32 protein-coding genes are annotated in these 25,441 nt (G+C 55.3%); 18 read left to right on the top strand and 14 right to left on the bottom strand.

Features of this window, described 5'->3' with window-relative positions; genetic code table 11:
* The first annotated feature begins 192 nt into the window (after positions 1-192).
* From aaeX to E5C26_RS22055, 5 genes are all read left to right on the top strand, one after another.
* Complete coding sequence (gene aaeX / locus E5C26_RS22075) at positions 193-396, top strand: p-hydroxybenzoic acid efflux pump operon protein AaeX (RefSeq protein ID WP_012147087.1); 204 nt, start codon at positions 193-195, stop codon at positions 394-396.
* Positions 397-403: 7 nt separating this feature from the next.
* Positions 404-1,339 carry a p-hydroxybenzoic acid efflux pump subunit AaeA gene (aaeA, locus tag E5C26_RS22070; RefSeq protein ID WP_135318193.1) on the top strand — a complete coding sequence of 312 codons (936 nt, stop codon included), beginning with the start codon at positions 404-406 and terminating at the stop codon, positions 1,337-1,339.
* Positions 1,339-3,306 (top strand): p-hydroxybenzoic acid efflux pump subunit AaeB, encoded by a 1,968-nt coding sequence (gene aaeB / locus E5C26_RS22065; protein ID WP_135318192.1) that lies wholly within the window; start codon positions 1,339-1,341, stop codon positions 3,304-3,306. Before aaeA ends, aaeB begins: the two co-directional genes overlap by 1 nt.
* Before the next feature lie 244 nt (positions 3,307-3,550).
* Positions 3,551-4,000, top strand: a complete 450-nt coding sequence (locus E5C26_RS22060) for a ribonuclease (protein WP_135318191.1) — start codon at positions 3,551-3,553, stop codon at positions 3,998-4,000.
* 5 nt (positions 4,001-4,005) lie between these two features.
* Positions 4,006-4,305: a barstar family protein gene (locus E5C26_RS22055; RefSeq protein ID WP_135318190.1), complete on the top strand. Its 300-nt coding sequence runs from the start codon at positions 4,006-4,008 to the stop codon at positions 4,303-4,305.
* A gap of 30 nt (positions 4,306-4,335) precedes the next feature.
* Here E5C26_RS22055 and yjgA read toward each other — a convergent pair whose 3' ends face one another.
* Entirely contained in the window at positions 4,336-4,884 is a 549-nt protein-coding gene (gene yjgA, locus E5C26_RS22050; protein WP_012147082.1) for a ribosome biogenesis factor YjgA, read from the bottom strand.
* A 177-nt stretch (positions 4,885-5,061) separates the two neighbouring features.
* Here yjgA and pmbA point away from each other — a divergent pair, with 177 nt between their 5' ends.
* On the top strand, positions 5,062-6,402 hold the full coding sequence (gene pmbA, locus E5C26_RS22045; protein WP_135318189.1) for a metalloprotease PmbA: 1,341 nt from the start codon (positions 5,062-5,064) through the stop codon (positions 6,400-6,402).
* A 151-nt stretch (positions 6,403-6,553) separates the two neighbouring features.
* Positions 6,554-6,940 (top strand): cytochrome b562, encoded by a 387-nt coding sequence (gene cybC / locus E5C26_RS22040; RefSeq protein ID WP_135318188.1) that lies wholly within the window; start codon positions 6,554-6,556, stop codon positions 6,938-6,940.
* On the opposite strand, the gene E5C26_RS22035 is transcribed toward cybC, so the two are convergent.
* Entirely contained in the window at positions 6,937-7,722 is a 786-nt protein-coding gene (locus tag E5C26_RS22035) for an AraC family transcriptional regulator (protein ID WP_135318187.1), read from the bottom strand. The genes cybC and E5C26_RS22035 overlap by 4 nt on opposite strands.
* A 122-nt stretch (positions 7,723-7,844) precedes the next feature.
* Here E5C26_RS22035 and E5C26_RS22030 point away from each other — a divergent pair, with 122 nt between their 5' ends.
* Positions 7,845-8,633 carry a sulfite exporter TauE/SafE family protein gene (locus tag E5C26_RS22030; protein WP_135318186.1) on the top strand — a complete coding sequence of 263 codons (789 nt, stop codon included), beginning with the start codon at positions 7,845-7,847 and terminating at the stop codon, positions 8,631-8,633.
* Positions 8,634-8,672: 39 nt separating this feature from the next.
* Here the strand turns inward: E5C26_RS22030 and rnk are convergent, their stop codons facing one another.
* A complete protein-coding gene (gene rnk / locus E5C26_RS22025; protein ID WP_012147077.1) occupies positions 8,673-9,083 on the bottom strand; it encodes a nucleoside diphosphate kinase regulator in 411 nt (136 codons plus the stop codon).
* A 422-nt stretch (positions 9,084-9,505) separates the two neighbouring features.
* Here rnk and E5C26_RS22020 point away from each other — a divergent pair, with 422 nt between their 5' ends.
* From E5C26_RS22020 to E5C26_RS21975, 10 genes are all read left to right on the top strand, one after another.
* The gene (locus E5C26_RS22020; RefSeq protein ID WP_135318185.1) at positions 9,506-9,853 is read left to right on the top strand and encodes a glycine dehydrogenase; all 348 of its coding nucleotides are present in this window, start codon (positions 9,506-9,508) and stop codon (positions 9,851-9,853) included.
* 34 nt (positions 9,854-9,887) lie between these two features.
* Positions 9,888-10,253 carry a glycine-rich SFCGS family protein gene (locus E5C26_RS22015; protein WP_012147075.1) on the top strand — a complete coding sequence of 122 codons (366 nt, stop codon included), beginning with the start codon at positions 9,888-9,890 and terminating at the stop codon, positions 10,251-10,253.
* Positions 10,253-10,549, top strand: a complete 297-nt coding sequence (locus E5C26_RS22010) for a DUF4312 family protein (protein ID WP_061807823.1) — start codon at positions 10,253-10,255, stop codon at positions 10,547-10,549. Before E5C26_RS22015 ends, E5C26_RS22010 begins: the two co-directional genes overlap by 1 nt.
* 30 nt (positions 10,550-10,579) lie before the next feature.
* Positions 10,580-11,356, top strand: a complete 777-nt coding sequence (locus E5C26_RS22005) for a DUF4311 domain-containing protein (RefSeq protein ID WP_012147073.1) — start codon at positions 10,580-10,582, stop codon at positions 11,354-11,356.
* Positions 11,357-11,367: 11 nt separating this feature from the next.
* A complete protein-coding gene (locus E5C26_RS22000) occupies positions 11,368-12,018 on the top strand; it encodes a DUF4310 family protein (protein ID WP_037416299.1) in 651 nt (216 codons plus the stop codon).
* Between the two features lie 62 nt (positions 12,019-12,080).
* Positions 12,081-13,220, top strand: a complete 1,140-nt coding sequence (locus tag E5C26_RS21995) for an amidohydrolase/deacetylase family metallohydrolase (protein ID WP_135318184.1) — start codon at positions 12,081-12,083, stop codon at positions 13,218-13,220.
* Positions 13,204-14,322, top strand: coding sequence for a DgaE family pyridoxal phosphate-dependent ammonia lyase (locus E5C26_RS21990; protein WP_135318183.1), 1,119 nt, complete (start codon positions 13,204-13,206; stop codon positions 14,320-14,322). The genes E5C26_RS21995 and E5C26_RS21990 overlap by 17 nt, the downstream gene beginning before the upstream one ends.
* Positions 14,319-15,059 (top strand): 2-dehydro-3-deoxy-phosphogluconate aldolase, encoded by a 741-nt coding sequence (gene dagF / locus E5C26_RS21985; protein WP_135318182.1) that lies wholly within the window; start codon positions 14,319-14,321, stop codon positions 15,057-15,059. Before E5C26_RS21990 ends, dagF begins: the two co-directional genes overlap by 4 nt.
* Positions 15,060-15,151: 92 nt before the next feature.
* Entirely contained in the window at positions 15,152-16,366 is a 1,215-nt protein-coding gene (locus tag E5C26_RS21980) for a lactonase family protein (RefSeq protein ID WP_135318181.1), read from the top strand.
* A gap of 51 nt (positions 16,367-16,417) precedes the next feature.
* Complete coding sequence (locus tag E5C26_RS21975) at positions 16,418-18,334, top strand: BglG family transcription antiterminator (RefSeq protein WP_135318180.1); 1,917 nt, start codon at positions 16,418-16,420, stop codon at positions 18,332-18,334.
* Positions 18,335-18,349: 15 nt separating this feature from the next.
* On the opposite strand, the gene E5C26_RS21970 is transcribed toward E5C26_RS21975, so the two are convergent.
* From E5C26_RS21970 to kdsC, 11 genes are all read right to left on the bottom strand, one after another.
* Complete coding sequence (locus E5C26_RS21970; protein ID WP_135318179.1) at positions 18,350-18,772, bottom strand: helix-turn-helix domain-containing protein; 423 nt, start codon at positions 18,770-18,772, stop codon at positions 18,350-18,352.
* Positions 18,769-19,080 (bottom strand): type II toxin-antitoxin system HigB family toxin, encoded by a 312-nt coding sequence (locus E5C26_RS21965; RefSeq protein WP_135318178.1) that lies wholly within the window; start codon positions 19,078-19,080, stop codon positions 18,769-18,771. The genes E5C26_RS21970 and E5C26_RS21965 overlap by 4 nt, the downstream gene beginning before the upstream one ends.
* 313 nt (positions 19,081-19,393) lie before the next feature.
* Positions 19,394-19,666 carry a PTS phosphocarrier protein NPr gene (gene npr, locus E5C26_RS21960; RefSeq protein WP_012147066.1) on the bottom strand — a complete coding sequence of 91 codons (273 nt, stop codon included), beginning with the start codon at positions 19,664-19,666 and terminating at the stop codon, positions 19,394-19,396.
* Positions 19,663-20,517 carry an RNase adapter RapZ gene (gene rapZ, locus E5C26_RS21955; protein WP_012147065.1) on the bottom strand — a complete coding sequence of 285 codons (855 nt, stop codon included), beginning with the start codon at positions 20,515-20,517 and terminating at the stop codon, positions 19,663-19,665. The genes npr and rapZ overlap by 4 nt, the downstream gene beginning before the upstream one ends.
* A gap of 131 nt (positions 20,518-20,648) precedes the next feature.
* Positions 20,649-21,110, bottom strand: coding sequence for a PTS IIA-like nitrogen regulatory protein PtsN (gene ptsN, locus E5C26_RS21950; protein ID WP_012147064.1), 462 nt, complete (start codon positions 21,108-21,110; stop codon positions 20,649-20,651).
* 163 nt (positions 21,111-21,273) lie between these two features.
* On the bottom strand, positions 21,274-21,561 hold the full coding sequence (gene hpf, locus E5C26_RS21945) for a ribosome hibernation promoting factor (protein ID WP_135318177.1): 288 nt from the start codon (positions 21,559-21,561) through the stop codon (positions 21,274-21,276).
* A gap of 23 nt (positions 21,562-21,584) precedes the next feature.
* Positions 21,585-23,018: an RNA polymerase factor sigma-54 gene (gene rpoN / locus E5C26_RS21940; RefSeq protein WP_017894146.1), complete on the bottom strand. Its 1,434-nt coding sequence runs from the start codon at positions 23,016-23,018 to the stop codon at positions 21,585-21,587.
* A gap of 50 nt (positions 23,019-23,068) precedes the next feature.
* Positions 23,069-23,794, bottom strand: a complete 726-nt coding sequence (lptB, locus tag E5C26_RS21935; protein WP_135318176.1) for an LPS export ABC transporter ATP-binding protein — start codon at positions 23,792-23,794, stop codon at positions 23,069-23,071.
* A gap of 6 nt (positions 23,795-23,800) precedes the next feature.
* Positions 23,801-24,340 (bottom strand): lipopolysaccharide ABC transporter substrate-binding protein LptA, encoded by a 540-nt coding sequence (gene lptA, locus E5C26_RS21930; RefSeq protein WP_135318175.1) that lies wholly within the window; start codon positions 24,338-24,340, stop codon positions 23,801-23,803.
* Positions 24,309-24,887, bottom strand: coding sequence for an LPS export ABC transporter periplasmic protein LptC (gene lptC / locus E5C26_RS21925; protein WP_135318174.1), 579 nt, complete (start codon positions 24,885-24,887; stop codon positions 24,309-24,311). The genes lptA and lptC overlap by 32 nt, the downstream gene beginning before the upstream one ends.
* Positions 24,884-25,438, bottom strand: a complete 555-nt coding sequence (kdsC, locus tag E5C26_RS21920) for a 3-deoxy-manno-octulosonate-8-phosphatase KdsC (protein WP_135318173.1) — start codon at positions 25,436-25,438, stop codon at positions 24,884-24,886. The genes lptC and kdsC overlap by 4 nt, the downstream gene beginning before the upstream one ends.
* Between the last annotated feature and the right edge of the window lie 3 nt (positions 25,439-25,441).

Genomic DNA, 25,441 nt, shown 5'->3' with positions numbered 1-25,441 from the left:
AGCGCCATGGTGGCCGATCCCTCCGGTATCCTCGCAGTCCCTATCGCGGATGTACGCTCCAGAGTTTACTCTTATTTCAGGTTCCTGACCTGTCTGGGCCAGAATTTGTGGTGCGTGTCCGCTAAAATGTAAAGAGAATGTGAATGGATAGAGTTCTTAACGCCCGGTGCAGTGAGTGATAAGGAAAAATTGATGAGTTTGCTTCCGGTTATGGTCATTTTCGGACTGTCGTTTCCCCCGATATTTTTTGAGTTGCTGCTTTCGCTGGCGCTGTTTTTTTTGCTGCGTCGCCTGCTGCAACCCACCGGGATTTACGATTTTGTCTGGCATCCAGCGCTGTTTAATACCGCGCTGTATTGCTGTTTGTTCTATCTGATTACCTGTCTTTTCGTTTGAGGTCGCTGTGAAAAATTTTTCAATAAAAATAGCCCGGATCGCGATCACTCTGATTCTGGTCCTGCTGGGGATCGTCGCCATATTCAAGGCCTGGGTGTTTTACACCGAATCCCCCTGGACGCGTGACGCCAAGTTTACCGCCGACGTGGTGGCGATCGCCCCGGACGTCACCGGTCTGTTGACCGATGTCCCACTGGTGGATAACCAACTGGTGAAGAAAGGGCAGGTGCTGCTGGTGATTGATCAGCCACGCTACCAACAGGCCCTGGCGGAAGCCAATGCCGATGTCGCCTACTACCAAACGCTGGCGGCAGAAAAAAGACGTGAAGCCGGCCGTCGTGTGCGCCTCGGCGTGCAGGCGATGTCGCAGGAAGAGATCGATCAGGCGAATAACGTTTTGCAAACCGTAGAGCATCAGCTGGCGAAGGCCGTAGCGACCCGTGAATTGGCAAAATTGGATCTGGAACGCACCACGGTGCGCGCACCGGCCGACGGCTGGATCACTAACCTGAACGTGCACGCCGGTGAATACATCACCCGGGGTTCAGTTGCCGTGGCGCTGGTGAAGAAAAACAGTTTCTACATTCTGGCCTATCTGGAAGAAACCAAGCTCAATGGCCTGAACAAAGGCGACCGTGCGGAAATCACCCCGCTGGGTAGCAACCGCATTATGCATGGCACCGTCGATAGCGTGGCTGCCGCCGTCAACAACAGCAGCAGCACGGTGAACAGCAAAGGGCTGGCGTCGATCGACAGCAACCTGGAGTGGGTGCGTCTGGCGCAGCGCGTGCCGGTGAAAATCCTGCTGGACGACAAAGACCAATTGCACCCGTACCCGGCAGGAACCACCGCCACCGTGGTGATCACCGGTAAGAATGACCGCGCTACCGACAGCGGCTCGCCTTTTGTTCGCTTGATGCATCGGCTGCGTGAGTTCGGTTAATGAATAACCCAACCTTTATCCGGCTGAGATTTGCCTTCAAGCTCAGCTTTGCGGTGGTGTTTGCGCTGTTCGTCGGCTTCCATCTCAATCTGGAAACCCCTCGCTGGTCGGCGATGACCGCCGCCATCGTGGCCGCCGGTACGGCCTTTGCGGCGGGCGGCGAGCCTTTTTCCGGCGCTATTCGCCATCGCGGTTGGCTGCGTATTATCGGCACATTTATCGGCTGCTTTGTCGGTATAGCGATTATCGTCACTACGGCGCGTGCACCGGTGGTGATGTTGTTGCTGTGCTGCATCTGGGCCGGCTTTTGTACCTGGCTTTCCTCCCTGGTTAAAGTTGAAAACTCCTATGCCTGGGGCCTGGCGGGTTATACCGCGCTAATCATTATTGTCACCGTTGCCAGCAGTGAAGCGCATCTGCTGGAAGCGCCGCAGTTCGCCATTGAGCGCTGCAGCGAGATCGTGCTGGGGATCGTCAGCGCCGTGCTGGCAGACTTGTTGTTCTCGCCGCGTTCAATCAAACAGGATATCGACCGGGCGGTGGATAAACTGCTGGTGGATCAGTACCTGTTGATGCAGATGTGCATCAGCAATGCCGAGAAAGAAGATATCGACCGCGCCTGGAGCAATTTGGTGAAGAGCACCACTGCGCTGAACGGCATGCGCAGCAACCTGATGATGGAGTCATCACGCTGGCAAAAGGCGAATCGCCGCATTCTGGCGCTGCATACGCTTTCGCTAACCTTGATTACCCAGGCCTGCGAGACCTATTTAATCCTGTTGAACCACCCGGATGCGCTGAAAGAAAACGTTCGCGAGTTGCTGATGGTTCCGGCCCAAACGCCGCAGGAAATCCATAAACGCATGAAGTTGTTGCGGCAGGTGCTGACCACCAACCGTACCGACGAGACATTAGTAACCATCACCAGTTGGGTGGGGGCGGCCACTCGCTACCTGCTGCTGGCCAAAGGCGTACACACCAACAGCAGTATCAGTTCGGTAGAAGAAGGGGTGTTGAGCAGTGAGGTAGTGGTCAAACCGACCTCGGCGGAAAGACACCACGCGATGATTAACGGTCTGCGCACCTTTGTGGCGACGGCCTTTGGCAGCCTGCTGTGGCTGTGGACCGGCTGGACCTCCGGCAGCGGCTTTATGGTGATCATTGCGGTGATCACCTCGCTGGCGATGCGCACCCCGGCACCGCGCATGGTGGCGATGGACTTTATACTGGGCATGCTGGCGGCGATCCCGGTCGGCTCACTGTACTTTATGGTGATCCTGCCGGCGACGCAGCAAAGTATTTTACTGCTGTGCCTCAGTCTGGGCCTGCTGGCGTTTTTCATCGGTATCGAAGTGCAGAAACGGCGGTTGGGCTCGCTCGGCCTGCTGGCGGGGACCATCAATATTCTGGTATTGAGCAACCCGATGGAGTTCAACGTCACGCAGTTCCTCGATGGCGCGCTCGGCCAGTTCCTCGGCAGCTGTGTGGGCCTGATGGTGCTGCTGCTGATCCGCGATAACTCGCGTGAACGTACCGGTCGCACCTTGCTGAACCAGTTTGTCGGCAGCGCGGTATCGGCGCTGACCACCAAGGCCTCACGCCGTCAGCAAAACCACCTGCCTGCGCTGTATCAGCAGTTGAATCAACTGCTGATGATGTTCCCGAACGATATTGCCAAGTACCGCTTGGCGCTGAACCTGATCATCGCTCACCAGCGTATGCAGCGAGCTGAGATCCCGGTCAGCGAAGAGCTTTCGGCTTTCCATAAGAAGATCCGCAATACCGCCGACCACATGGTCTCGGCGAAAAACGACGTAAAACGTGCTTATTATTACGATCGGCTGTTGAGCGAAATGAACGATTATCAGCAGAAATTGGTGGATTATCAGGCCCCGCTCAGCGTCACCGGGCCGGTAAAACGTCTGGCCGACATGCTGTATCGCTATCGCCACGCCCTGATTGACTAATACCTCAAATACCCTTGCCGGGGCTATACTTGCCTGAGATGGCCCCGTTTCAGAGTTGCACTGAGTGCCTGACCGGCTGCAAAATGGCATGATTAGCTTGAACGGGTGATGCAAAGTTGTTCGGCGCGCTTTCCCTGAAGTGAAAACGTTACATGCCAGTCATCTCTGCTTCATCCTTTTCATCTATAAATCCAACCAGCATGGGTGCTGATGCACCCCTGTCGGCCATAAATCAGGGACAGCAATGAACAAGCGGATCCTCGTGGCGATCGTTATCGCCGTTGTGATAGCCGGTTTTAATGCACTGCGCAGTAACGATCGGGTGATTGCCAACGTACCGGCGGTGGCCGAAGGTCAGAATATTGACCAACTGACGCAGCAGCAAAGGGTGGTGAGCTATCTGCAGCAGCACCAGCGGCTGCCGGACTATTACATCACCAAGAAGCAGGCGCGTGAGCAGGGATGGGATGCACGTAACGGCAATCTGTGTTCGGTGTTGCCGGGCAAAGCGATTGGCGGCGATCGTTTCTCAAACCGTGAAGGGCAACTGCCCACGGCCCGCAGTCGGGTATGGCATGAGGCGGATATCAATTATCAATGCGGCCGGCGCGGCGCCGATCGTTTGCTGTATTCCAGCGACGGCCTGATTTTTGTCACGCGTGACCATTATAAAAACTTCATTCGGGTGGAGTGAGCTTGATGGCAAAAGTAGAGTTCGATTTTAATCAGATTAACGATTTGCCGGCTTTTTACCGCGACTTCGCGCATAAGTTTGCGCTGGATGAGGCCTTTGGTGCCAATCTGGACGCATTGTGGGACGTGGTGACGGCGGACATCGGTTTACCGGTGGAGATAGAATTCACCCATCTCAATGCCCGCAGCAAACGTCGCTTTGGCGCGATTATCCTGTTGTTCGAAGAGGCGGAGGAAGAGCTGGAAGGCAACCTGCGTTTCAACATCCGTGAAAGCACTGGTGAACCTGCACATCACCGGGGATGAACTGGGTTCATCCCGTGGTGACGGCGGCGATCATTCGGCGGTCTCGGCCAGATCGCGCAGGTACTGGAAGATTTGACGGTAGGCTTTCGGCGGCTTGTTAGCGGCTTTCTCTTTCTGTGCGTTACGCACCAGTGAGCGCAGCTGCTGGCGATCGGCTTCCGGATACAGCGCCAGAATCGGCGGGATCGCGTCATCACCTTCTTCGACCAGGCGGTCACGTAATGCTTCCAGCTTGTGGAACAGCGAAACCTGTTGGTTATGGCGGTTCTTCAGCTTGTCGAGCGCGGTCTGAATCGGCTCTACGTCGCGGGCGCGCAACATCTTGCCAATCAGTTGCAGCTGACGGCGGCGACCTTCTTTTTTGATCTTCTGCGCCAGATCAATCGCAGCGCGCAAATCTTCATCCAGCGGGATGCGTTCCAGCGCGTTCTTGCCCAGCTCGACCAGTTCAACACCCAGGTCTTTCAGCGCTTCGGCATCACGTTTAATTTCACTTTTACTGACCCAGATAATCTCGTCATCTTCCTCGTCAATGTTCTCCGGGACATCGTCGAGCCAGTCTTCAGGCTGTTTGTTCATGGTAGGCTCCGTTAAAAAGAGGCTAATCCTAACAGGTTGCCGGCTTTATGCGAAATTCCACGCGGTTCCTGTTAGACTCAAACGTATAAATCTCATGATTTTTGCGCGTGACTCCGCGCGCAACCACGCCGCCACGGCACTTTTCTCAACGATTTTCTGATTAAGTATGGCAGATTGATGAAAGTAGTCACTCAAGTTGCACAGCAGCGCAAGGCGCTGGAACAGGCCGTCTCACAGGCTTTGGAACTGGCGCGCGCCGGTTCTGATGCGGCAGAAGTTGCCGTGACCAAATCTACCGGTATCAGCGTCAGCACCCGCTTTGGCGAAGTGGAGAACGTTGAGTTCAACAGCGATGGTGCGTTGGGCATTACCGTCTATCACCAGCAACGTAAAGGCAGCGCTTCATCTACCGATCTCAGCCCGGATGCGATTGCCCGTACCGTGCAGGCGGCGCTGGATATCGCCCGTTATACCTCGGTGGATCCGCATGCCGGCCCGGCGGAAAAAGACCTGCTGGCGTTTGACGCGCCGGACCTGGATCTGTTCCATCCGGCAGAGCTGGACGCCGACCGCGGTATCGAGCTGGCTGCTCGCGCCGAACAGGCGTCACTGGCGGTGGATAAACGTATTACCAATACCGAAGGCGGCAGCTTCAACAGCCACTATGGCATCAAAGTGTTCGGCAACAGCCACGGTATGTTGCAAAGCTATTGTTCCAGCCGACATTCATTGTCGAGCTGTGTGATCGCCGAGCAAGGGGGTGATATGGAGCGTGATTACGCTTATACCATCGGTCGTGCGATGAGCGATCTGGAAAGCCCTGAATGGGTGGGTCAGGAATGCGCCCGTCGCACCTTGTCACGCCTGTCACCGCGCAAGCTGTCGACCATGACCGCTCCGGTGCTGTTTGCCTCTGAAGTGGCGACCGGCCTGTTCGGCCACCTGGTTGGTGCTATCAGCGGTAGCAGCGTTTACCGTAAATCGACCTTCCTGCTGGATTCACTGGGCAAGCAAATCCTGCCGGAGTGGTTGACCATCGAAGAGCATCCGCATCTGCTGAAAGGGCTGGCTTCCACGCCGTTCGACAGCGAGGGCGTGCGCACCCAACGGCGCGACATTGTCAAAGACGGCGTGCTGCAAACCTGGCTGATGACCAGCTATGCGGCGCGTAAGCTCGGCATGCACAGCACCGGCCATGCGGGCGGCATCCATAACTGGCGTATTGCCGGGCAGGGTAATGACTTTGCCGGCATGCTGAAGCAGTTGGGCACCGGCCTGGTGGTTACCGAACTGATGGGGCAAGGCGTCAGCGGTATTACCGGAGACTACTCGCGCGGCGCGGCGGGTTTCTGGGTGGAAAATGGTGAGATCCAGTATCCGGTCAGCGAGGTAACCATCGCCGGTAACCTGAAAGACATGCTGCGCAATATTGTCAGCGTGGGCAGCGATATCGAAACCCGCAGCAACATCCAGTGCGGTTCCGTGTTGTTGCCGGACATGAAAATCGCTGGTCAGTAATCTCTGCTACGGCTGGCCGCTCCGGTTGCCAGCCGCATCACTTTCACTTCCCCGTTTTAACCTTGCTTACAAATCTTCGGTTTCGGTTTTCAGCCCCCTTGCCTATGGTTAGGCTGGGTTAATTAAAACAATAACTGGAAGGTGAGCAAGTATGTCGAACAAACTGAAAGCGCTGTTGGCGTTGGCGCTGCTGGGTGCCAGTTCACTGGCGGTCGCAGCCGATCTGGCCGACGATATGGATACCATCGCCGGCAATTACAAAAAGGTACTGAGTACCGACTCCTCGGATACCCTCAAACAGAGCTTGCAGAATATGCGGGCCGCGGCAGTGGATGCCAAGCAAAGCAAGCCGCCAAAAATGGAAGACAAAGCCAACGATAGCCCGGAAATTAAAGATTTCCACCACGGGCTGGATACGCTGATCGGCCAGATCGATCAGTCGCTGGCGTTGGCTAATCAGGGCAAGCTGGCCGAAGCCAAACAGGTCGCCCAGGGCTTCAAGCAAACCCGCGACACCAACCACAAGAAATTCCGCTAAACCCTTTCGCGCCGTTCTGAGGCCAGATAACAGGACGGCGCCTGCCCCAGCACGCGGCGAAACATGGTTGCAAACGCCGCGCTGCTTTCATAACCCATATCCAGTGCTACCTGAGTCACACTGCTACCTTCAGCCAACCGGGCCAGCGCCAATACCACGCAGGCCCGCTGACGCCATTGTGAAAATGACATGCCGGTTTGATCCCGGAAAAAGCGGCTGAAGCTGCGGATACTCATATACAGGCGTTTAGCCCACGTTTGCGGCGAGTCGTGCGCGTCAGGTTGCTGCAGAAAACGTTGGCACAGTTCCTCCAGTCGCCGGTCGGCAGGCAGTGGGATGTGCAGTGGCAGGGATTGCAGATGGGCAATTTCATGCAATAACAGACTTACCAATGCGCTGTCACGGCCTTGCTGCTGATATTCCAGCGGCATATCGACCGCCGCCATCAACAGTTGGCGCAGCAGCGGTGTCACGCTAACCACCTGGCAAACCTGTGGCTGGGCGGCCGGCAGCGCTGAAGGTTCAATGTACAGGCTGCGGGTAGTGACGCCGACCATTCTCACCTCGTGCGGCATCTGTGGCGGTAGCCATACCGCTCGCTGCGGTGGCACAAGCCAGTTCCCCTGGCGGGTGAATACGTGCATGACTCCGGTAGCACCATACAACAGCTGAGCGCGCCGGTGGCTGTGCATCGGCAACAGATAACCTGCCGGATAGTCATTCCCGATGGCAATCACCGGTCTGGGGACGTGGTCGAGGTCATCAATACGTAGGTTGCGCATAAACTCTGACGTTGAACAGTTTGGCCGAAACGCAATGATAGTTGGCCTTTCATATGAAGCAAGCCAATAGCCATCGTTTTATTCTGCCTTCCGACTTATTTATTCAGGGAGCGCTTGAGGCTATGGCAGATATCATTCTCGTATTGTTAACCGGGTTTATTACCGGTATCACCACCATTTTGTTCGGTTTTGGCGGTGGTTTTGTGGTGGTTCCCTTTGTTTATCATCTGGTTGCTGCTTCAGGCGAACACCCTGGCCAGGCGATGCATATCGCGGTAGCGACCTCGACGGCGGTGATGATCCTCAATTCTGGCTATGCCACCGTCACCAACTGGCGCAGTGGTAACCTGTTGCGTGAAACCATTGTCCCGTTGATTTATTTTATCGGCATTGGCGCTGCATTGGGGGCTTTGGCCGCTAGCCTGCTGGACGATGCGGTGGTCAGGCTATTGTTTGTGATTTATATGCTGGTGACGATTGCAGATTGCCTGTTCAGGCCGGGGTTTTTGGTCAAGCCGGCTCGCACAGTGCTGTCAAAGGCGACCTTGTGGGGCGGTGGCCCATTGATTGGTGCGATTGCCACTATGCTCGGTGTGGGGGGGAGCGTGATGACAGTGCCTCTATTGCGCCGACATGGCTATGAGATGCAGCATTGCGTCAGCGCGGCCAATCCGTTGTCGATCCCGGTCGCCGTTATTGGTGCTCTGATGTATGTCGGTTTGGGCTGGAAGGACATGAGCGGGCCGCAATACCTGGGCTATGTCAATCTCTCCCTGCTGGGGATGTTGTTGGTGGCGGGTATCCTGGGGATTGTGTTTGCCAAGAGGTGCCTGCCGAAGATCGCTGACAGGTGGCATGCCAGAATTTATGTATTGCTGCTGATTCTGGTTTTGATTGCCATCAGTTTGTAAGACACAGAAAGGGCGGCAGGGTACCGCCCTGATAACCGCTTAGCGGTGGTATTCACCCGCCGCTTCCGGCTGATACAACAGTTCCAGCACTTCGATACGCGCTTCCTCACCGTTCGGCAACTGCCAGGTAATCTGGTTACCTACGTGCATGCCCAGCAGGGCTGCGCCCAAGGGGGCCATTACCGAAAGCTGTTCGTGGCTGTCCTTCAGCGAAGCCGGGTAAACCAGCGTCCGCACGTGTTCTTCTGCCGTATGCAGATCGCGGAAACGCACGCGGCTGTTCATGGTCACCACGTTGGCTGGGATCTGGGACGGCGGCAGGATTTCGGCGCGATCCAGTTCGATGTTCAGCGCGGTGGCGACATCGGTGTTGGCAAAGGCCGGTTGTGCCAATAGCGCATCCAGGCGCTCCGCATCCAGCTCATTAATAGTAATGGTTGGTTTGGTCATTCCACTCTCCAGTCAAATCAAAGGGCGCAGGTTACGCGCCCATAAATTCGGAAAAACAGCACAAAAGCAACACCCCCGCGCCAGAGGAGCGGGGGTGTTGTTGATGTCGAATTGTCTTACCGATAGTAGGCGGTTAAGCGGGGAAAAGAAAGAGATCCCGATCACGAAGCTTTTCACCGCCGCCGGGCTAACTGGAAACAGTTTGTGGCGTTATCTTTTTGTAATTTAATTAAATTATCTGGCAAAAGCTTATTTTGCGAAATGGATCCCTGACGGTCACTGAATTTCCACTTCCAACTGGAAAAAAACAGGCTACACAGAAAATCTCCCCGGGGTTAGGGTAAAGGCATCAGAGAAGGCGGGTTATTCAGGTGATGCCGTGCAATTGACTGAATCATGTTTGAGTCTAGGGGTACTGAAAAGTGAATGATGGATCTGTTGCGATAGAAAATAGTGAGCAACCCGATGTCAGTCAGGCCGGAGGGATAACCGAGCAGGTGCTGACCGATATTACAGCGATGCTGAGCGCAGAGGGTATTTATACCAACGCGGTACAGCAACAGATGCTGGAGTCGCATATTCGTGCCATGGTGCTACGCTCAATAACTGGCGAGCCATTACCGGAAGTCGATAAATCATTGTTTGATGAAATTTCGGCGGAATCCATGCAAATGGCGGAACGGGTCGTGGGGCAGTTTGTTACTCTGCCGATCGAAGAAGCTTATTTACTTTCCGTCCATTTTGAAGTGGCAAAAGATAATAACCAATAGCAGTTAACGAATTAATTTAATCAGGAGAAATACCATGGGTCAGATTACCGTAGTGATTGGCGATCGTTTGGGTAAAGGTCAAAAAGTGGGTCAGGGCATTGAAAATGCAGGCGGAAAAGCCATTGTGATCCCTGGTGTGGCGGCGGATATGAAGCTGGGCGACGTGATGAAAGCGGAAGGCGCACAGCTGGGTATTTCTTTCTGCGGCAGCGGCGGTGCAGGGGCCATTACCGCTCAGACCAAATACGGCTACAAAGCCAAATACGGCATGCGCTCGATTGATGAAGGCGTGACGGCAATTAACGAAGGTTGCACCGTGTTGGGTTTCGGTTTTATGGATAAAGAAGAGCTGGGGCAAAGGCTGGTTGAGGCCTACGTTAAAAAACACGGCAATCCGTAATGAAAGAACAATATACAACGTCGGTAAAGGTGGAGGGTAAGGGCGACAGCAAAGCGAAAGCTTTTGCTTCCGCCTTGGCCAACGTGCAGGGCGCGGTATTAAAATCCACCAGTAATATTCTGCTGCGTATTGAACCGCAGGATGTCAGCGTATTAAGAGCGGAAGAAAAAATAACAAAAGAAAAGTTTTTATTCTTCTTTCTGCCGCGCGAAAGAAAGAACTATTCCGTCTCTCTGGAAATAACCGTGAACGTGACAATCATCAATACAGAAAAAGTTGTCTTCGTCACGAAATAAAAACGTTAGCATAAATCAAAGGGTATACTGATGTTTTTAATCATCTTATTTAAGTCGCTTATTATCGGCGGACTGGTGGGGGTTGGCGTAGGGGCCGGCGCCGCACGCATGTTCCACGCCCCAACCACCCAGGGCATGGGCGCTTTCCGTACCTTGGGCGAGCTGAACTCCTGCGAGGGCGATCCGGCTTCCCACTTTTCATTCGGTCTGGGCTTCTTCTTCAACGCCTGGGCGTCTTCCGTGGCGGCGGGTGCCTTCACGCAGGACGTTGACCACCGCATCATCCCACACTGGGGGGCGGCAGCGTTGATGGTCAAAAACCGCAACCTGGCGCAAACGCTGCACGACCCGAAAAAAATGGCTATTGCCTGCGGCATTATCGGCATGCTGGTGGTGGCTTTCCTCAATACCACCGCTTCTGCAGTGCCTGCTGCGTTGCAGGTGACGGCGATTAAAGTGCTGGTGCCGGCAGCTAACCTGCTGGTGAACACCGTGATGCCGGTGATCTTCTGGTTGGCGGCTATCGACGCCGGGCGTCGCTCCGGTTTCTGGGGCACCATCTTCGGCGGTCTGGCGCAATTGATCATGGGCAACGCCGTACCGGGTCTGGTGCTGGGTATCCTGATCGGTAAAGGTGTGGAAGAGAGCGGCTGGAACAAAATCACCAAGATCATGATGGCGGTGATCGTACTGTTGTTCGTGCTGAGCGGTTTCTTCCGCGGCTTCGACATGAAAGTCCTCGAGTCCTTCAGCCTCGGCGTGCCGGGCTGGCTGGATGCCATTCACAATACCCTGAGCGGTAAATAAGGAGCTGGATGATGGAAGAACAAACTCAAAAAGGCTTCTGGTATGCCGACTGGTCATTCCCGATTTTTGTTGGCCTGCTCTCGTCCGGCGTGTTCGCCGGGACGCACATGTACTACCTGTACGGTATCGGCGCCTTTAACGAAGTGGCCTTCGTTTCCATGCTGCGGGCCGGAATGGATACCGGCGTTTATGGCGCGGTGGCGGCCTTCGGTGCCAGCTTCCTGTTTGCACGCATCATTGAAGGCTCGCTGGTGGGGATCCTGGACATTGGTGGGGCGATCCAGACCGGTGTAGGGCTGGGAGTGCCGGCACTGTTGCTCGGGGCAGGCATTATCTTCCCGGTCGCCAACTTTGCCGCTTCGTTGATCACCGGCCTGGTGATTGGTCTGGCGATTGGCTACCTGATCATTCTGGCGCGTAAATTTACCATCAATCAGAGCAACTCCACCTACGGGGCGGACGTGATGATGGGCGCAGGTAACTCCTCCGGTCGTTTCCTGGGGCCGTTGATCATCCTGTCGGCGATGACCGCCTCGATTCCGATTGGTATTGGTTCACTGCTCGGCGCACTGCTGTTCTATATCTGGAATAAGCCAATCACCGGCGGGGCGATCCTCGGGGCGATGCTGTTAGGGGCCATTTTCCCGGTGGCCATCGCTTAAATGCGACTGTGATTGTTGGGGAGCGGGATGCCGCTCCCCTGCTTGAAAAGGAGTAATGCAGTATGTATGACTTAGTAATCAGACGCGCCAGACTGGCGGATGACCGACTGGTCGATTTGGCGGTTCAGGACGGCAAGATTGCCGCGGTCGGGCAACTGGCTGAAGACGTTCGCGCGCATCGGCAATGGGATCTGGCGGGCAATCACCACCTGAGTGCTGGCTGGATCGACTCCCACGTGCATTGTTACCCCTCTTCGCCGATTTACCATGACGAACCGGATTTGGTCGGCACCGCCTGTGGCGTCACCACGGTGGTCGACGCCGGTAGCACTGGCACTGACGATGTAGACACGTTTTATGCACTGACGCGCCGTGCCAAAACCAACGTTTTTGCCTTCCTGAATATTTCACGCATCGGTCTGCTGCGACAGAACGAACTGGCAGACCTGACCGATATCGACAAGCAGAAAGTCGGCCAGGCAATAAGTGAACACCCGGGCTTTATCATTGGCATCAAGGCGCGCATGAGCAGCAGCGTGGTCGGCCAGAATGGCACCCGGCCGCTGGTGCTGGCCAAAGAGATCCAACAGGAAAATAACCAATTGCCGCTGATGGTGCATATCGGCAATAACCCACCGGATCTTGATGAGATCGCTGATCTGCTGACTCGCGGCGACATTATCACCCACTGCTACAACGGCAAACCAAACCGCATCCTGACCCCGGCGGGCACGCTGCGTGAGTCTATTCAGCGTGCGCTGCAGCGCGGTGTATTGCTCGACGTTGGTCACGGCAGTGCCAGCTTCAGCTTCGAGGTCGCCCGGCAGGCGATAGCGCTGGGCATTTTGCCGCATACCATCAGTTCCGATATTTACTGCCGTAACCGCATGGCCGGGCCGGTACACAGCCTGGCGACGGTGATGTCCAAATTCTTTAGCGTCGGGCTGTCGCTGCCGCAGGTGATTGCCTGCGTGACTGAGAATGCCGCGTCGGCGCTACGCCTGGTCAATAAGGGCCGGCTCGAAGTGGGTTGCGACGCCGATTTCACCCTGTTTGATCTCCGCCAGGGGCCGCAGGTCTTTGCCGATTCAGAAGGGCAATCGGCAACCGGGCAACAGTTGCTGGTTCCGCTGGCCGCGGTGGTGGCCGGGGAAATCCTATTAACCGATGAAGGGAAAGCCGCTCATGTCTTCGATTTATGAAAAATATAATTTAAAACAGGTGATTAATACTTCCGGCCGCATGACCATGCTCGGTGTGTCCACGCCACGCCAGGACGTTATTGACGCCGTTGACTACGGCCTGAATCACTATTTTGAAATCAAGGATCTGGTCGACAAGACCGGTGCCTATATCGCCAATCTGTTGAATGTCGAGGCTGCGGTGATTGTTTCCTGTGCTTCGGCGGGTATCGCTCAGTCGGTGGCGGCGATGATCGTTAAAGATAACGCCAATCTATTGGTGAACCTGCACTCCGCATCAACTACCGTTCCGCGTGAAATCGTGTTGCCGCGTGGCCATAACGTCAACTTCGGCGCGCCGGTCGACACCATGGTCGCTTTGGGTGGCGGCAAGGTCGTCGAAGCGGGCTACGCCAACGAGTGTTCCGCCGAGCAGCTCGAAGCCTGCATTACGCCGCAGACCGCCGCGCTCCTCTATATCAAATCGCACCACTGCGTGCAGAAAAGCATTCTTTCCGTTGAGCAGGCGGTGGTGGTGGCGCGCAAACATAACCTGCCGTTGATCGTCGACGCCGCGGCGGAAGAAGATTTGCTGTGCTACTACCAGATGGGGGCCGACCTGGTGATTTACAGCGGTGCCAAAGCCATCGAAGGCCCAACCAGCGGCCTGGTGATCGGCAAGAAGCAATACGTCGAGTGGGTGAAGCTGCAATCCGGCGGTATCGGTCGGGCGATGAAGGTCGGCAAAGAGGGCATCCTCGGCCTGACGCAGGCGATCGAAAGCTATCTGACGTTGGAGAAAACCACCGGTCAGCAAATGGTGGAAAGAATGACGCCGTTTATCGACAGCCTGAACACCCTGACCGGCATCAGCGCCAAAACCGTCTGGGACAGTGCCGGCCGCGATATTGCGCGGGCAGAGATCACTTTTGATGAAGCGGTGCTCGGACGTTCTACCTACGACATCGTGCAGGCGCTGAAAACCGGCGATATCGCTATCTACTTCCGGGGCTATAAGGCGAACGAAGGCAAGATTGAAGTGGATGTGCGCAGCGTTGATCAGCAACAGCTGATGACTGTCTTCACCTGTATTAAAAATCTGTTCACGGAGAAACAAGCATGAAGCTGCAACCTAACTACTATCGCGATCGCGTGTGTCTCAACGTCTTGGCCGGCTCGAAAGACAATGCGCAGGACATTTATTCGGCGGCGGAAGGGCATGTGCTGGTGGGCGTTCTGTCCAAGAACTACCCGGACGTCGACAGTGCGGTGGCAGACATGCAGCGCTATGCGCGGCTGATTGAGAATGCGCTGTCGGTGGGATTGGGTGCGGGCGATCCGAAACAGTCGGCGATGGTCAGCCTGATTTCTCAGCAGGTGCAGCCACAGCACGTAAACCAGGTGTTTACCGGCGTCGGTGCCAGCCGCGCGTTGCTGGGCCAAAATGACAGCGTGGTCAATGGCCTGGTATCGCCTACCGGCCGCGTTGGCTGGGTGAAGATTTCTACCGGTCCACTGAGCGCTTCTGCGCCGGACGGCATTGTGCCGGTGGAAACCGCCATTGCCCTGTTAAAGGATATGGGCGGCAGCTCAATCAAGTACTTCCCAATGGGCGGGCTGGCCTGCAAAGAAGAATACCAGTATGTGGCTCAGGCCTGCGCCGAACATGACTTTATGCTGGAGCCGACCGGCGGTATCGATCTGGAAAACTTCGAGCCGATCGTCGAAATAGCACTGGCTGCGGGCGTGAAACGGGTGATCCCACATATCTACAGCTCCATCATCGACTCCGCTACCGGCAACACTCGCCCGCAGGACGTTAAAACCCTGCTGGCAATCACCAAAAAACTGGTCGGATAAACGCATGATCGGATGACGTAAGGCAGGGAGGCGACAGGCTTTGTATCCACCGGCGCGGGCACTCCGCGCCGCTATCTATCATAAGGATAACTATGCGAAACTGGCAGTCTCCAACCCTACGCACCGCGTTAACCCTGGCGCTACTGGCGATGACCAGCCCGGTGCTGCATGCTGAGGATGCAATGAAATCTACGTCATCTCATTTTGCTTATATCGGTACCTACAATCCTAACGGTGAAGGCGTCTATCGGGTGCAGGTCGACTCGGCCAGCGGTGCGTTGAGCGGTAAAACGTTGGTCAGCAAGCAGGCCAACCCGGCACAGCTCACCGTGGATGCCAAAGGCCAGACGTTGTATGTTGCCAGCGAAGTGGCAGATTTTAACGGTACTAAACACGGCGGCATCATCGCTTACCGCATCAATCCATCCGATGGCAATCTGACTCAGCTCAATCAGGTCGATTCCCAAGGCGCGGGGCCGGTATATCTTTCTCCGACGCCTAACGGCCGTTATCTGCTGGTAGCGAACTACGTCAGCGGCACCGTGGCCGCCTTCCCGCTGGAGAGCGACGGCAAGCTGGGTAACGCCAGCTCAGTGCAGCAACAGCAGGGGCCTGCAGGTACCGGCAAGCCGGAAGGCGCGGTGGAAGGCAGCTTCGCCATCAGCGATCACAATGGGCCGCATGCGCATATGATCACCAGCGATCCGAGCGGCAAGTTTGTGTTCTCCACCGATCTGGGGCTGGATCGGATCTACCAGTGGCGCTTTGACGATGCCAGCGGCCAACTGACGCCGAACGATCCGCCGTGGATCGCCGCGTCTTCCGCTGGTGCCGGCCCGCGTCACTTTGTTTTCCATCCGGACGGCAAAACTGTACTGCTGGTGAATGAAGAGGCTTCGACGCTGACCAGCTACCGTTTCGACAGCCAAAAAGGGACTCTGAAACAGCGACATGTCGTCTCTTCACTGCCAGCCGATTATAAAGGGACCAACTTTGCTGCCGGTCTGGTTCTGAGCGCAGACGGCAAAAATCTGTATGTCGCCAATCGACTGCATAACAGCATCGCGCAGTTCAGCGTCGGCAGCGATGGCGAGTTGCATGCGGTGGCGGAAACCTGGACGCGTGGCGATTATCCTCGGTCATTGACGTTAAGCCCGGATGGGCATTATCTGTATGCAATGAACCAACGCAGCGATAACCTCACTCGCTTTAGCGTGGATAAGGCCAGCGGCAAACTCAGCTTTGTCGAAGGCTATACGCCGGTGGGCAGCCCCTCGCAAATGGTGTTCTTACCGCTGGCGAAGTAACCCGTTGCCCGCCTGATTCCCCAGGTGGGCACCTTAATTAACGGAAAGAGAATGGTGCGATTTCCCTACCCGCGTTTGGCCTATCTGTTTGATGCTTTGCAATCTGAGACTTTGCCGCAGGATGAACTGGCGAAGCGCTTCGCGGTGTCCACCCGTACCGTGCGTGCCGACATCACGGCACTGAACGATATTCTGGAAAAATATGGCGCCCACTTTGTGCATAGTCGCGGAGCAGGCTATCGCCTGCAGATTGATGACGCCGCACTGTTTAGCGCCCTGCAACATCAGGAGCGCAGAAAGCACGCTACGCCGCGCAGCGCGCAGGAACGGGTGCACTATCTGCTGATTCGTTTTCTGACCTCAGCCTTTTCTCTGAAGCTTGAAGATTTAGCCGATGAATGGTTTGTCAGCCGCGGTACGCTGCAAAACGACATGGCTGAGGTGAGGGAGCGCCTGGCGCACTACCAGTTGACCATTGAAACCAAACCGCGTTACGGCATGAAGCTGTTCGGTTCGGAGATGGCGATCCGCGCCTGTCTGACCGATCTGTTATTCCAGTTGCATCTGGCCGATGCTGAAAATCCATTGCTTAACAATGAGATCCTGCTGCAGCCGCAGGTGGCGACCTTTGCCGGTTTGCTGCATCCGTTGCTGTCGCAATATGCCATTCGTCTGACGGACGAAGGTGAGCAGTATCTGATTTTCTATTGTGCAGTGGCGCTGCGACGCATTACCGATGGTTATCCGCTGCCGGACTTTGACGTTGAGGACGGGGATGATGCGGTGCGCAAGGTTTCGACCTGGCTGGCCGGGGAACTGCGCAAAGCCAGTGGCAAAGAGATATCGATAGCGGAAGAGGCCTACCTGCGGGTGAACATTGCCGCGCGGCGGGTGCAGGAGGTGCAACCGACCGAGATCAACGCCGACGATGAAGAAGCGCTGGTGGATTACATTCTGTCGTATATCAACGCGCACTATAACTACAATCTGCAGGGTGACAAGCAGCTGCGTGCCGATCTGCTGACCCATATCAAGACCATGATCACCCGGGTGAAATACCAGATTAATATCCCCAACCCGTTGCTGGCAAACATTAAACAGCACTATCCGATGGCCTATGACGTGACGCTGGCTGCGGTCTCCAGCTGGGGAAAATATACGCCTTACACCCTGAGCGAAAACGAGATTGGCTACCTGGTATTGCACATTGGCGTTGGGCTGGAGCGGCATTACAACATTGGCTATGAGCGACACCCGCAGGTGATGCTGGTGTGCGATACCGGTAACTCGACGGTGCGGATGATCCAGGCGCAGATCGCGCGCAAATACCCACAGTTGGTGATGACGCGCATCGTTTCACTGCGTGATTACGAGGTGCTCAACCATATCGACGAAGACTTCGTTATTTCCAATGCGCGGGTCAGCGAAAAGAACAAGCCGGTGGTGGTGATGTCGCCGTTCCCGACCGAATACCAGCTCGAACAGCTTGGCAAGCTGGTGCTGGTGGATCGCACCAAGCCCTATATGCTGGAGAAGTTCTTCGACGCCGAGCATTTTATGTTGGTCAATGAACCGCTGACCCAGGCGGAATTATTCCAGCAGGTATGCAGCCAGCTTGAGCAAGAAGGCTATGTTGGCGATGATTTTTATCCTTCGGTGGTGGAGCGCGAGGCCATTGTTTCTACCCTGCTGGGCGAAGGGATCGCCTTGCCACACTCGCTGGGGTTGCTGGCGAAGAAAACCGTAGTGGTGACGCTGCTGGCGCCGCAGGGGGTGGTCTGGGGTGAAGGTGAAATTGCTCACGTGATTTTCCTGCTGGCAATCAGCAAGAGCGATTACGAAGAGGCGATGGCAATCTATGACCTGTTTGTCACCTTTGTGCGTGAACGCTCAATGAGCCGCCTGTTGGGCAGCGACAATTTCGACAGCTTCAAGGCGGTGGCGCTGGACTGTTTAAGCCGGATCTAGACCTGCGGTGTCACTCTAACGGGCTTCAGGCAGAAAGAGGGCAGGAGGAAGGTTGAAGCGTTTGGCCAGCGCCATGATATGCGGAATGGTCAGCGATCTCTTTCCGCTCAGGATTTGGCTCACCAGCGACTTTTTGCCAATCTCGTTTTCGAAATCACTTTGGCTAAGGTTGTATTGTTCCATCAGAATGCTCAGTGCGGCCACTCCTTGCGGCAACTGCGAAATGCGCTGATTAAATCCGGCGAAATCGGGGCTGGTATCTTCATATTCGGCAATTTTTGCTGCCAGGACTTCAATCAGTGGGTGGTGCTCGTCGGTTTCAAGCAGGTATTCCACTAACGCGAGTGCATCACGGTAGGCCTGTGGTGAGGCACTGCCGCCCAGTAGGGGAACGGCACGCAACAGCTCGTGGGTAGCCTTAATTGCATCAGTGATCATTCTTGGTTCCTCCGGTACTGTTGCATCAATCTGTCGTATTCTGCATGGGTAACTATCTGCTTAACAAATATTTTCTGGGTATCAAAACTGGCAAAGAACAAGATCCTCAGATGGTTACCCCCGACGTCAATCACCCACCATTTTGCTTTGTATTTCATTCGGTCGAGGCTGGGGAACAGGTTTTTTAACTCTTCCGGCGTATTGAAGGTCCCCCGGCGCAGCGTTTTGTAGATGGTATCGAGAGAGGCGGCTTCGTTGGGATAATGTTTGGCAGCCTCGTTGAATGCTTCCCTTGAGATTATGTGCATCGCTCCCTCTTTCACATCATGTTAGCATTGTAGCCGTTGCGCGGTGAGTTCACAATTTGTAAACTCTGATTTTCTTGTCTTGCAGCAAGTCATAGCCCAATTTATTGGTGCGGTTATTTGCCGCTAAGTCACTATATCGTTGCTGTTTTATCAGGAAAGGGGAGAGCGGGAGTCGTTGCAGGACCTGGAGTCTGGCTCGCAGCGAGGCAACAAGTCTTTATCTGATATGCGCAGGGAATTGAGGAGCGTCTCGCAAAGATAAAACGCGCCATGATGGCGCGTTCCTGAGGTTTACTTCTTTGTCGCGGGGACGTTAGTCTTCGTCAAAACCGGAGTTAATCAACTCAATCACGGCGGCCAGTGCTTTCGCTTCATCCGGGCCGGTGGCTTCCACTTCGATATGACGACCCTGCGCGGAATCCAACATCAGCAGCGCAATCACGCTGCTGGCCTCGGCCTCGGTGCCGCTGTCATTGCGTAGCATCACCTCGGCATCAAAGCTCTGCACCAGCTCAAACAGCTTCATCGCCGGGCGTGCGTGCATGCCCAGCTTGTTTTTGATTTCAACCGTTTGTTTGACCGTCATTGTTTGCGTTTTTCCAGCGTGCGGTGGCGTGACTGCACGTTTTTGCCGCGTGAGCGGAAGTAGTCGGCCAACTGTTCTGCCACGTAGACTGAACGGTGCTTACCGCCGGTACAACCAATGGCGACCGTCAGGTAGCTGCGGTTGTTGGTTTCCAGCATCGGCAGCCACTGTTCGAGATAGCTGCGGGTCTGGTAGATAAAGTTGTGCACTTCGGTGTGGCGATCGAGGAACGAGGCGACGGGTTTATCCAGGCCGGTCATCGGGCGTAGTTTCGGATCCCAGTGCGGGTTAGGCAGGAAGCGTACGTCGAACACGTAGTCGGCATCGATTGGAATACCGTGCTTAAAGCCGAAGGACTCGAACACCATGGTCAGCTCGCGCTCGCGTTTGCCCAACAGGCGGGTACGCAGCATTTCGGCCAGCTCATGGACTGACATTTCCGAGGTATCGATGATCAGGTCAGCCCTGGAGCGCAGTGGCTCAAGCAGGTCGCTCTCTTCATCAATGGCACTTTCCAGCGACAGGTTCTTGCTGGAGAGCGGATGCAGACGGCGGGTGTCACTGTAGCGTCGAATCAGCGTATTACGGTCGGCATCGAGGAACAGCAACTGCGGCGAAAAGCTGTCCGGCAGTTGGGTCATCGCATATTCAAACACTTCCGGCGATTCCGGCATGTTACGTACGTCAATGCTTACTGCCGCGGAGCTATTGCGTTCCGCCAGCGTATTGGCAAGCTGCGGCAGCAGTACCACGGGCAGGTTATCAACGCAGTAAAAACCCATGTCTTCCAGCGCCCGCAAGGCGACGGATTTCCCTGAACCGGAACGGCCGCTGACAATCATCAGCACCATGTGGCAACTCCCCCTGGCATCTCAGTGGCGTTTATCGCCACCGTTAGAAACTTTAGGATCCCAGTCTGAACCGGGATCCATCGTGGCTAAACAGTATCGTTATCCGAGCTGGAAGTCACGCCAGCCGGGCGTTACTCGGTGATGATTTGGTAAAGCTCTTCGTCACTTTGCGCCGCACGCAGGCGGCGGCATACGGTCTTGTCGGCCAGGCGCTTGGCGACCAGCGACAGAGTATGCAAATGGGTTTTACATTGGTCGGCCGGTACCAGTAAGGCAAACAGCAGATCGACCGGCTGGTTATCAATGGCGTCAAAGGCGATAGGTTGGTCGAGACGGATAAACACGCCAACGGCCCGCAGTGTGTCCTCTTCCAGTTTGCCGTGGGGAATAGCGATACCATTGCCGATACCGGTACTGCCCATGCGCTCGCGGGTGAGAACCGCGTCAAACACCACCTGTGATGACAGGTTGAGCTGTTTTGCGGCCAGTTCGCTGATAATTTCCAAAGCCCGTTTCTTGCTGGTGCAATGGACGGAGCTTCTGGTGCACTCGATGTTTAACACCGAGCTTAATTGCATTGTTTCGTTGTTCATCTCATCTTCACTTAAAACCACACCAGCAAGCAGGAGGCTTGTGAGGTGATTTTTCGCCTTGTTTAACCCTTGATGGCTTATCGGCGCGATACCCATACAGGTAACGCGCCGATGGCCGAGGCTACGTTTGAGCCGTACCCGCTGACGGAAACGGCCCAGAATGTCAGTGTTGTTTCAGTTTGTCTTTATGTTTGTTCAATTGACGCGCCAGTTTGTCGATCAGGTTATCAATTGCGGCATACATGTTCTCGTCTTCCGAGGTGGCGTGCAACTCGCCTCCATTCACGTGCACCGTCGCTTCCGCAATCTGCTGCACTTTTTCCACACTAAGTACGACATACACCTGATTTATGCGGTCAAAATACTGTTCGAGTTTGGCGAACTTGGTGTTCACGAACTCGCGCAAAGGTTCGGTGATTTCGATGTGGTGTCCGGTAATGTTGAGCTGCATAATGTCTTCCTTCTCAATAGAGGTCAAACCAACTGTTTACGTTGGTTGGACGGCGGGATGGACAAAGACTCTCGGTACTTGGCGACGGTGCGCCGCGCCACGATGATCCCCTGGTCGGAGAGCAGGGTGGCCAGCTTGCTGTCGCTGAGCGGTTTGGCGGGGTTTTCCGCCGCGATCATTTTCTTGACCACTGCCCGGATCGCCGTAGAGGAGGCCTCGCCCCCGCTGTCGGTATTCACATGGCTGGAGAAGAAATATTTCAATTCGAAAATGCCGCGCGGACTGTGCAAAAACTTCTGCGTGGTCACGCGTGAAATTGTCGATTCATGCATCTCCACGGCCTGGGCGATATCTGCCAGCACCATGGGCTTCATAAATTCTGCACCCTGTTCAAAGAACGCCTGTTGCTGCTCGACGATGCAGCGCGAAACTTTCAGCAGAGTGTCGTTTCGGCTTTCCAGACTTTTGATCAGCCATTTCGCTTCCTGCAAATTGCTGCGGATGTACTGGCCGTCACTGTCGTTACGCGCGCTATTGCCCATCGCCGCGTACTGCTGGTTGATCTTCAAGCGTGGAATGCTGTCGCTGTTGAGCTCGACCGTCCAGACATCCTGCACTTTGCGCACCAGCACGTCCGGGATCACATACTCGGATTCGCCGGTGTTGATCGACTGACCCGGACGCGGATCCAGTGACTGGATCAGCAACATCGCTTCTTTCAGTGTATCTTCTTTTGAGCGCGTTGTTCGCATCAGGCTGCGAAAGTCGTGGTTAGCCAGCAGGTCCAGATGCTCGCTGATGATCAGCCGTGCTTCAGCCAGATAGGGCGTGTCTTTAGCGTACTGGGAAAGCTGAACCAGCAGACAATCGCGCAGGTCGCGCGCGGCGACGCCAACCGGATCAAAACGCTGTACGCGCTTTAATACCGCTTCGACTTCGTCCATTGTCACATTCTCGTCACCCAGGCTCTCCAGAATGTCTTCCAGCGGCACGGTGAGATAGCCGGTGTCATCAACGGCGTCGACGATTGAGGTGGCAATGGCGGCATCGGTATCGGAAAACGGCGTCAGATCCACTTGCCACATCAGGTAATCCTGCAGGGTCTGGGTGGTCTCGCCCTGATAAACCGGGAGCTCATCGTCACTGTAATCGGTACGGGTACCGGACGGCGTGCCGGCGGTGTAGATTTCGTCCCAGGTGGCGTCGAGCGGCAGCTCTTCGGGCATGTCCTTTTGTTCCAACGCCTCGCGGGTATCCAAACCTTCGGTTTCGACAGTTTCTTTGGCGTCGACTTCTTCGTGCAGGTCGCTCTGTTCAAGCAATGGGTTGCTCTCTAACGCCAGCTGTATCTCCTGCTGGAGCTCAAGCGTGGACAACTGCAGCAGGCGGATAGCCTGCTGGAGCTGGGGGGTCATGGCCAGTTGTTGGCTAAACCTGAGTTGCAAACCTTGCTTCATATTCTTCAGTCTACTTCCGTTAACAGTCGTCCATCAGGACGCGCTGGCACTCAGAGGCGGAATTCTTCGCCCAGATAAACGCGTTTCACCTGCTCATCGGCCAGAATAGCATCCGGCGTGCCGTGAGCAATCAGTTTGCCCTGGCTGACGATATAGGCGCGTTCACACACGTCCAGCGTTTCGCGCACGTTATGGTCGGTGATCAGCACGCCCAGGCCGCTGTCACGCAAGTGCTCGATAATTTTTTTAATGTCGATAACGGAAATCGGGTCAACCCCGGCGAACGGCTCATCCAGCAGGATGAATTTCGGGTTAGCTGCCAGCGCACGGGCGATCTCGACGCGGCGGCGTTCACCACCGGACAGCGCCTGGCCCAGATTGTCGCGCAGGTGGGTGATATGGAATTCTTCCATCAGTTCTACCGCACGGTCGGCTCGCTGCTCGCTGCTGAGATCTTCACGGATCTCCAGCACGGCCATCAGGTTGTCATACACGCTGAGGCGGCGGAAGATGGATGCTTCCTGCGGCAAATAACCGATGCCACGACGTGCACGGGCGTGCAGCGGCAGCAGGCTGATGTCTTCTTCGTCAATCACGATACGTCCGGCATCTCGCTGAACGATACCCACCACCATGTAGAAGGTGGTGGTCTTGCCGGCGCCGTTTGGCCCCAGCAGGCCGACGATCTCGCCGGATTTCACTTTCAGGCTGACGTCTTCAACAACTTTGCGGCCCTTGTAGGCTTTCGCCAGGTTTTCTGCGATGAGTGTAGCCATAAGTGATTAGTTACTCTTCTTTTGCCCGTTTTTGTCTTGCAACTGCGACGGTACCAGAACCGTAGTCACGCGTTTGCCTTTGTCGCTAAACGCCTGCATTTGCTGCTGTTGCACCAGATAGGTGATGCGATCGCCTTTTACGTTGCTGTCGAGCTGTTCCAGATAGGCGTTCCCGGTCAGGGTCACCAACTGCGACGCCACATCGTAACGAACCTTCTGCGCGTGGCCTTTCACCGGCTTGCCGTTGTCTTGCATCTGATAGAAGGTCACCGGGTTGCCAAAGGCTTCGATATAAGTTTTGTTCTGATCGCCGCCTGGTCGTGTCACCACCACCTTGTCAGCCTTGATATCGATAGTGCCTTGCTTGATCACCACGTTATCGGTAAAGGTGCTGACGTTGCTCTGCATATCCAGAGACTGTTTCAGCGAGTCGATGCTTACCGGTTGGCTGGAGTCGGACTTCAGCGCCCAGGCGGGGGCGCTGGCGGCCAAAATCAAGCTGCCGATCAATAGATTACGGCTTTGTTTGTTGGTTCTGAATTTCATAGTTGGTCTTAACCTTATCAATCAGCTCAGCGGTTTTGGCCCGCAGGTTCCCACGCATTTTCATGCCGTTAGAGGTGAAGTTCGTCCCATAGAGTGTCACTTCGTCATCCGAAGCCACATCCTGGGTCACCAGGTTCACCTGAGCATTGTCTGTTTTAATTTTTTCCAGCTGTGAGGTGGTGGTCAGGCTGTTCACCTCGACATGGCCGTAAAGATACAGCATCCGGTCTTTAGTCAGTTTGGCGCGATCGGCGCGAACTGACCAGGTGGCCACCGCGTTTTCATCAAACAGCGTCATCACTGGCTGGGTAAACCAGCTTAATTCGTCGGCTTCATAGTACTTCACGTCTTCCGCCACCAGCTTATAGCTCAGCTTGCCGGTCGGATTGTACACTATGGTGACCGTGTGCTGGCTCTGATAAGTCGGGTCCTGGCTGTTAACCGGCCCCGGCGTGGCATCATCATTGACATCCGTCATGTTCCAGCCAATCAGCGCCAATGCGATCACCGCCAGCAGGATGGTGATCCAAAGTTTGGTTTTACTCATATCGACAGCCCTTTGGCGTCCTCCAGCTTGTTCTGAGCCAAAAGAATAATGTCACACAGCTCGCGCACCGCACCGCGGCCGCCGGCAATGCGGGTAATATAGTGGGCGCGTGGCAGCAGCAGAGGATGTGCATCTGCCACCGCGACCGACAAGCCAACCTGAGCCATCACCGGCCAGTCGATCAGGTCGTCGCCAATATAGGCTACCTGATCTGCCGTTAGCGACAGTGTATCCAACAGTTCGCGGAAGGCCAAAAGCTTATCGGATTGCCCCTGGTAAAGGTGGGTAATGCCGAGGGTATTCGCGCGGTCTTCCAGGAGCTTGGCGGAGCGGCCGGTAATAATGGCCACTTCAATACCCGAGGTTTTCAGGCAGCGAATGCCGTAACCGTCGCGTACGTTAAACGCTTTTAATTCTTCGCCATTGTTGCCCATGAAAATCAGGCCGTCTGACAGCACGCCATCGACATCACAAATCAGCAGGCGGATTTTACCGGCGCGAGCCATGACCTCTTGTTCTACTGGCCCGTAGCAGGTTTCAACCAGACTCATTGA

This window comes from Serratia proteamaculans, assembly GCF_004684015.1.
GTDB classification, from domain to species: domain Bacteria; phylum Pseudomonadota; class Gammaproteobacteria; order Enterobacterales; family Enterobacteriaceae; genus Serratia; species Serratia proteamaculans_F.
Note: the sequence above shows the minus strand (reverse complement) of the source record. Positions and strands in the feature narration are given on the sequence as shown.

What these genes read in the sequence shown, in the direction of transcription:
- aaeX (WP_012147087.1), top strand. Translation starts at nt 193, where the DNA reads ATGAGTTTGCTTCCGGTTATGGTCATTTTCGGACTGTCGTTTCCCCCG.
- aaeB (WP_135318192.1), top strand. Translation starts at nt 1,339, where the DNA reads ATGAATAACCCAACCTTTATCCGGCTGAGATTTGCCTTCAAGCTCAGC.
- E5C26_RS22060 (WP_135318191.1), top strand. Translation starts at nt 3,551, where the DNA reads ATGAACAAGCGGATCCTCGTGGCGATCGTTATCGCCGTTGTGATAGCC.
- E5C26_RS22055 (WP_135318190.1), top strand. Translation starts at nt 4,006, where the DNA reads ATGGCAAAAGTAGAGTTCGATTTTAATCAGATTAACGATTTGCCGGCT.
- yjgA (WP_012147082.1), bottom strand. Translation starts at nt 4,884, where the DNA reads ATGAACAAACAGCCTGAAGACTGGCTCGACGATGTCCCGGAGAACATT.
- pmbA (WP_135318189.1), top strand. Translation starts at nt 5,062, where the DNA reads ATGAAAGTAGTCACTCAAGTTGCACAGCAGCGCAAGGCGCTGGAACAG.
- cybC (WP_135318188.1), top strand. Translation starts at nt 6,554, where the DNA reads ATGTCGAACAAACTGAAAGCGCTGTTGGCGTTGGCGCTGCTGGGTGCC.
- E5C26_RS22035 (WP_135318187.1), bottom strand. Translation starts at nt 7,722, where the DNA reads ATGCGCAACCTACGTATTGATGACCTCGACCACGTCCCCAGACCGGTG.
- E5C26_RS22030 (WP_135318186.1), top strand. Translation starts at nt 7,845, where the DNA reads ATGGCAGATATCATTCTCGTATTGTTAACCGGGTTTATTACCGGTATC.
- rnk (WP_012147077.1), bottom strand. Translation starts at nt 9,083, where the DNA reads ATGACCAAACCAACCATTACTATTAATGAGCTGGATGCGGAGCGCCTG.
- E5C26_RS22015 (WP_012147075.1), top strand. Translation starts at nt 9,888, where the DNA reads ATGGGTCAGATTACCGTAGTGATTGGCGATCGTTTGGGTAAAGGTCAA.
- E5C26_RS22010 (WP_061807823.1), top strand. Translation starts at nt 10,253, where the DNA reads ATGAAAGAACAATATACAACGTCGGTAAAGGTGGAGGGTAAGGGCGAC.
- E5C26_RS22005 (WP_012147073.1), top strand. Translation starts at nt 10,580, where the DNA reads ATGTTTTTAATCATCTTATTTAAGTCGCTTATTATCGGCGGACTGGTG.
- E5C26_RS22000 (WP_037416299.1), top strand. Translation starts at nt 11,368, where the DNA reads ATGGAAGAACAAACTCAAAAAGGCTTCTGGTATGCCGACTGGTCATTC.
- E5C26_RS21995 (WP_135318184.1), top strand. Translation starts at nt 12,081, where the DNA reads ATGTATGACTTAGTAATCAGACGCGCCAGACTGGCGGATGACCGACTG.
- E5C26_RS21990 (WP_135318183.1), top strand. Translation starts at nt 13,204, where the DNA reads ATGTCTTCGATTTATGAAAAATATAATTTAAAACAGGTGATTAATACT.
- dagF (WP_135318182.1), top strand. Translation starts at nt 14,319, where the DNA reads ATGAAGCTGCAACCTAACTACTATCGCGATCGCGTGTGTCTCAACGTC.
- E5C26_RS21980 (WP_135318181.1), top strand. Translation starts at nt 15,152, where the DNA reads ATGCGAAACTGGCAGTCTCCAACCCTACGCACCGCGTTAACCCTGGCG.
- E5C26_RS21975 (WP_135318180.1), top strand. Translation starts at nt 16,418, where the DNA reads ATGGTGCGATTTCCCTACCCGCGTTTGGCCTATCTGTTTGATGCTTTG.
- E5C26_RS21970 (WP_135318179.1), bottom strand. Translation starts at nt 18,772, where the DNA reads ATGATCACTGATGCAATTAAGGCTACCCACGAGCTGTTGCGTGCCGTT.
- E5C26_RS21965 (WP_135318178.1), bottom strand. Translation starts at nt 19,080, where the DNA reads ATGCACATAATCTCAAGGGAAGCATTCAACGAGGCTGCCAAACATTAT.
- npr (WP_012147066.1), bottom strand. Translation starts at nt 19,666, where the DNA reads ATGACGGTCAAACAAACGGTTGAAATCAAAAACAAGCTGGGCATGCAC.
- rapZ (WP_012147065.1), bottom strand. Translation starts at nt 20,517, where the DNA reads ATGGTGCTGATGATTGTCAGCGGCCGTTCCGGTTCAGGGAAATCCGTC.
- ptsN (WP_012147064.1), bottom strand. Translation starts at nt 21,110, where the DNA reads ATGAACAACGAAACAATGCAATTAAGCTCGGTGTTAAACATCGAGTGC.
- hpf (WP_135318177.1), bottom strand. Translation starts at nt 21,561, where the DNA reads ATGCAGCTCAACATTACCGGACACCACATCGAAATCACCGAACCTTTG.
- rpoN (WP_017894146.1), bottom strand. Translation starts at nt 23,018, where the DNA reads ATGAAGCAAGGTTTGCAACTCAGGTTTAGCCAACAACTGGCCATGACC.
- lptB (WP_135318176.1), bottom strand. Translation starts at nt 23,794, where the DNA reads ATGGCTACACTCATCGCAGAAAACCTGGCGAAAGCCTACAAGGGCCGC.
- lptA (WP_135318175.1), bottom strand. Translation starts at nt 24,340, where the DNA reads ATGAAATTCAGAACCAACAAACAAAGCCGTAATCTATTGATCGGCAGC.
- lptC (WP_135318174.1), bottom strand. Translation starts at nt 24,887, where the DNA reads ATGAGTAAAACCAAACTTTGGATCACCATCCTGCTGGCGGTGATCGCA.
- kdsC (WP_135318173.1), bottom strand. Translation starts at nt 25,438, where the DNA reads ATGAGTCTGGTTGAAACCTGCTACGGGCCAGTAGAACAAGAGGTCATG.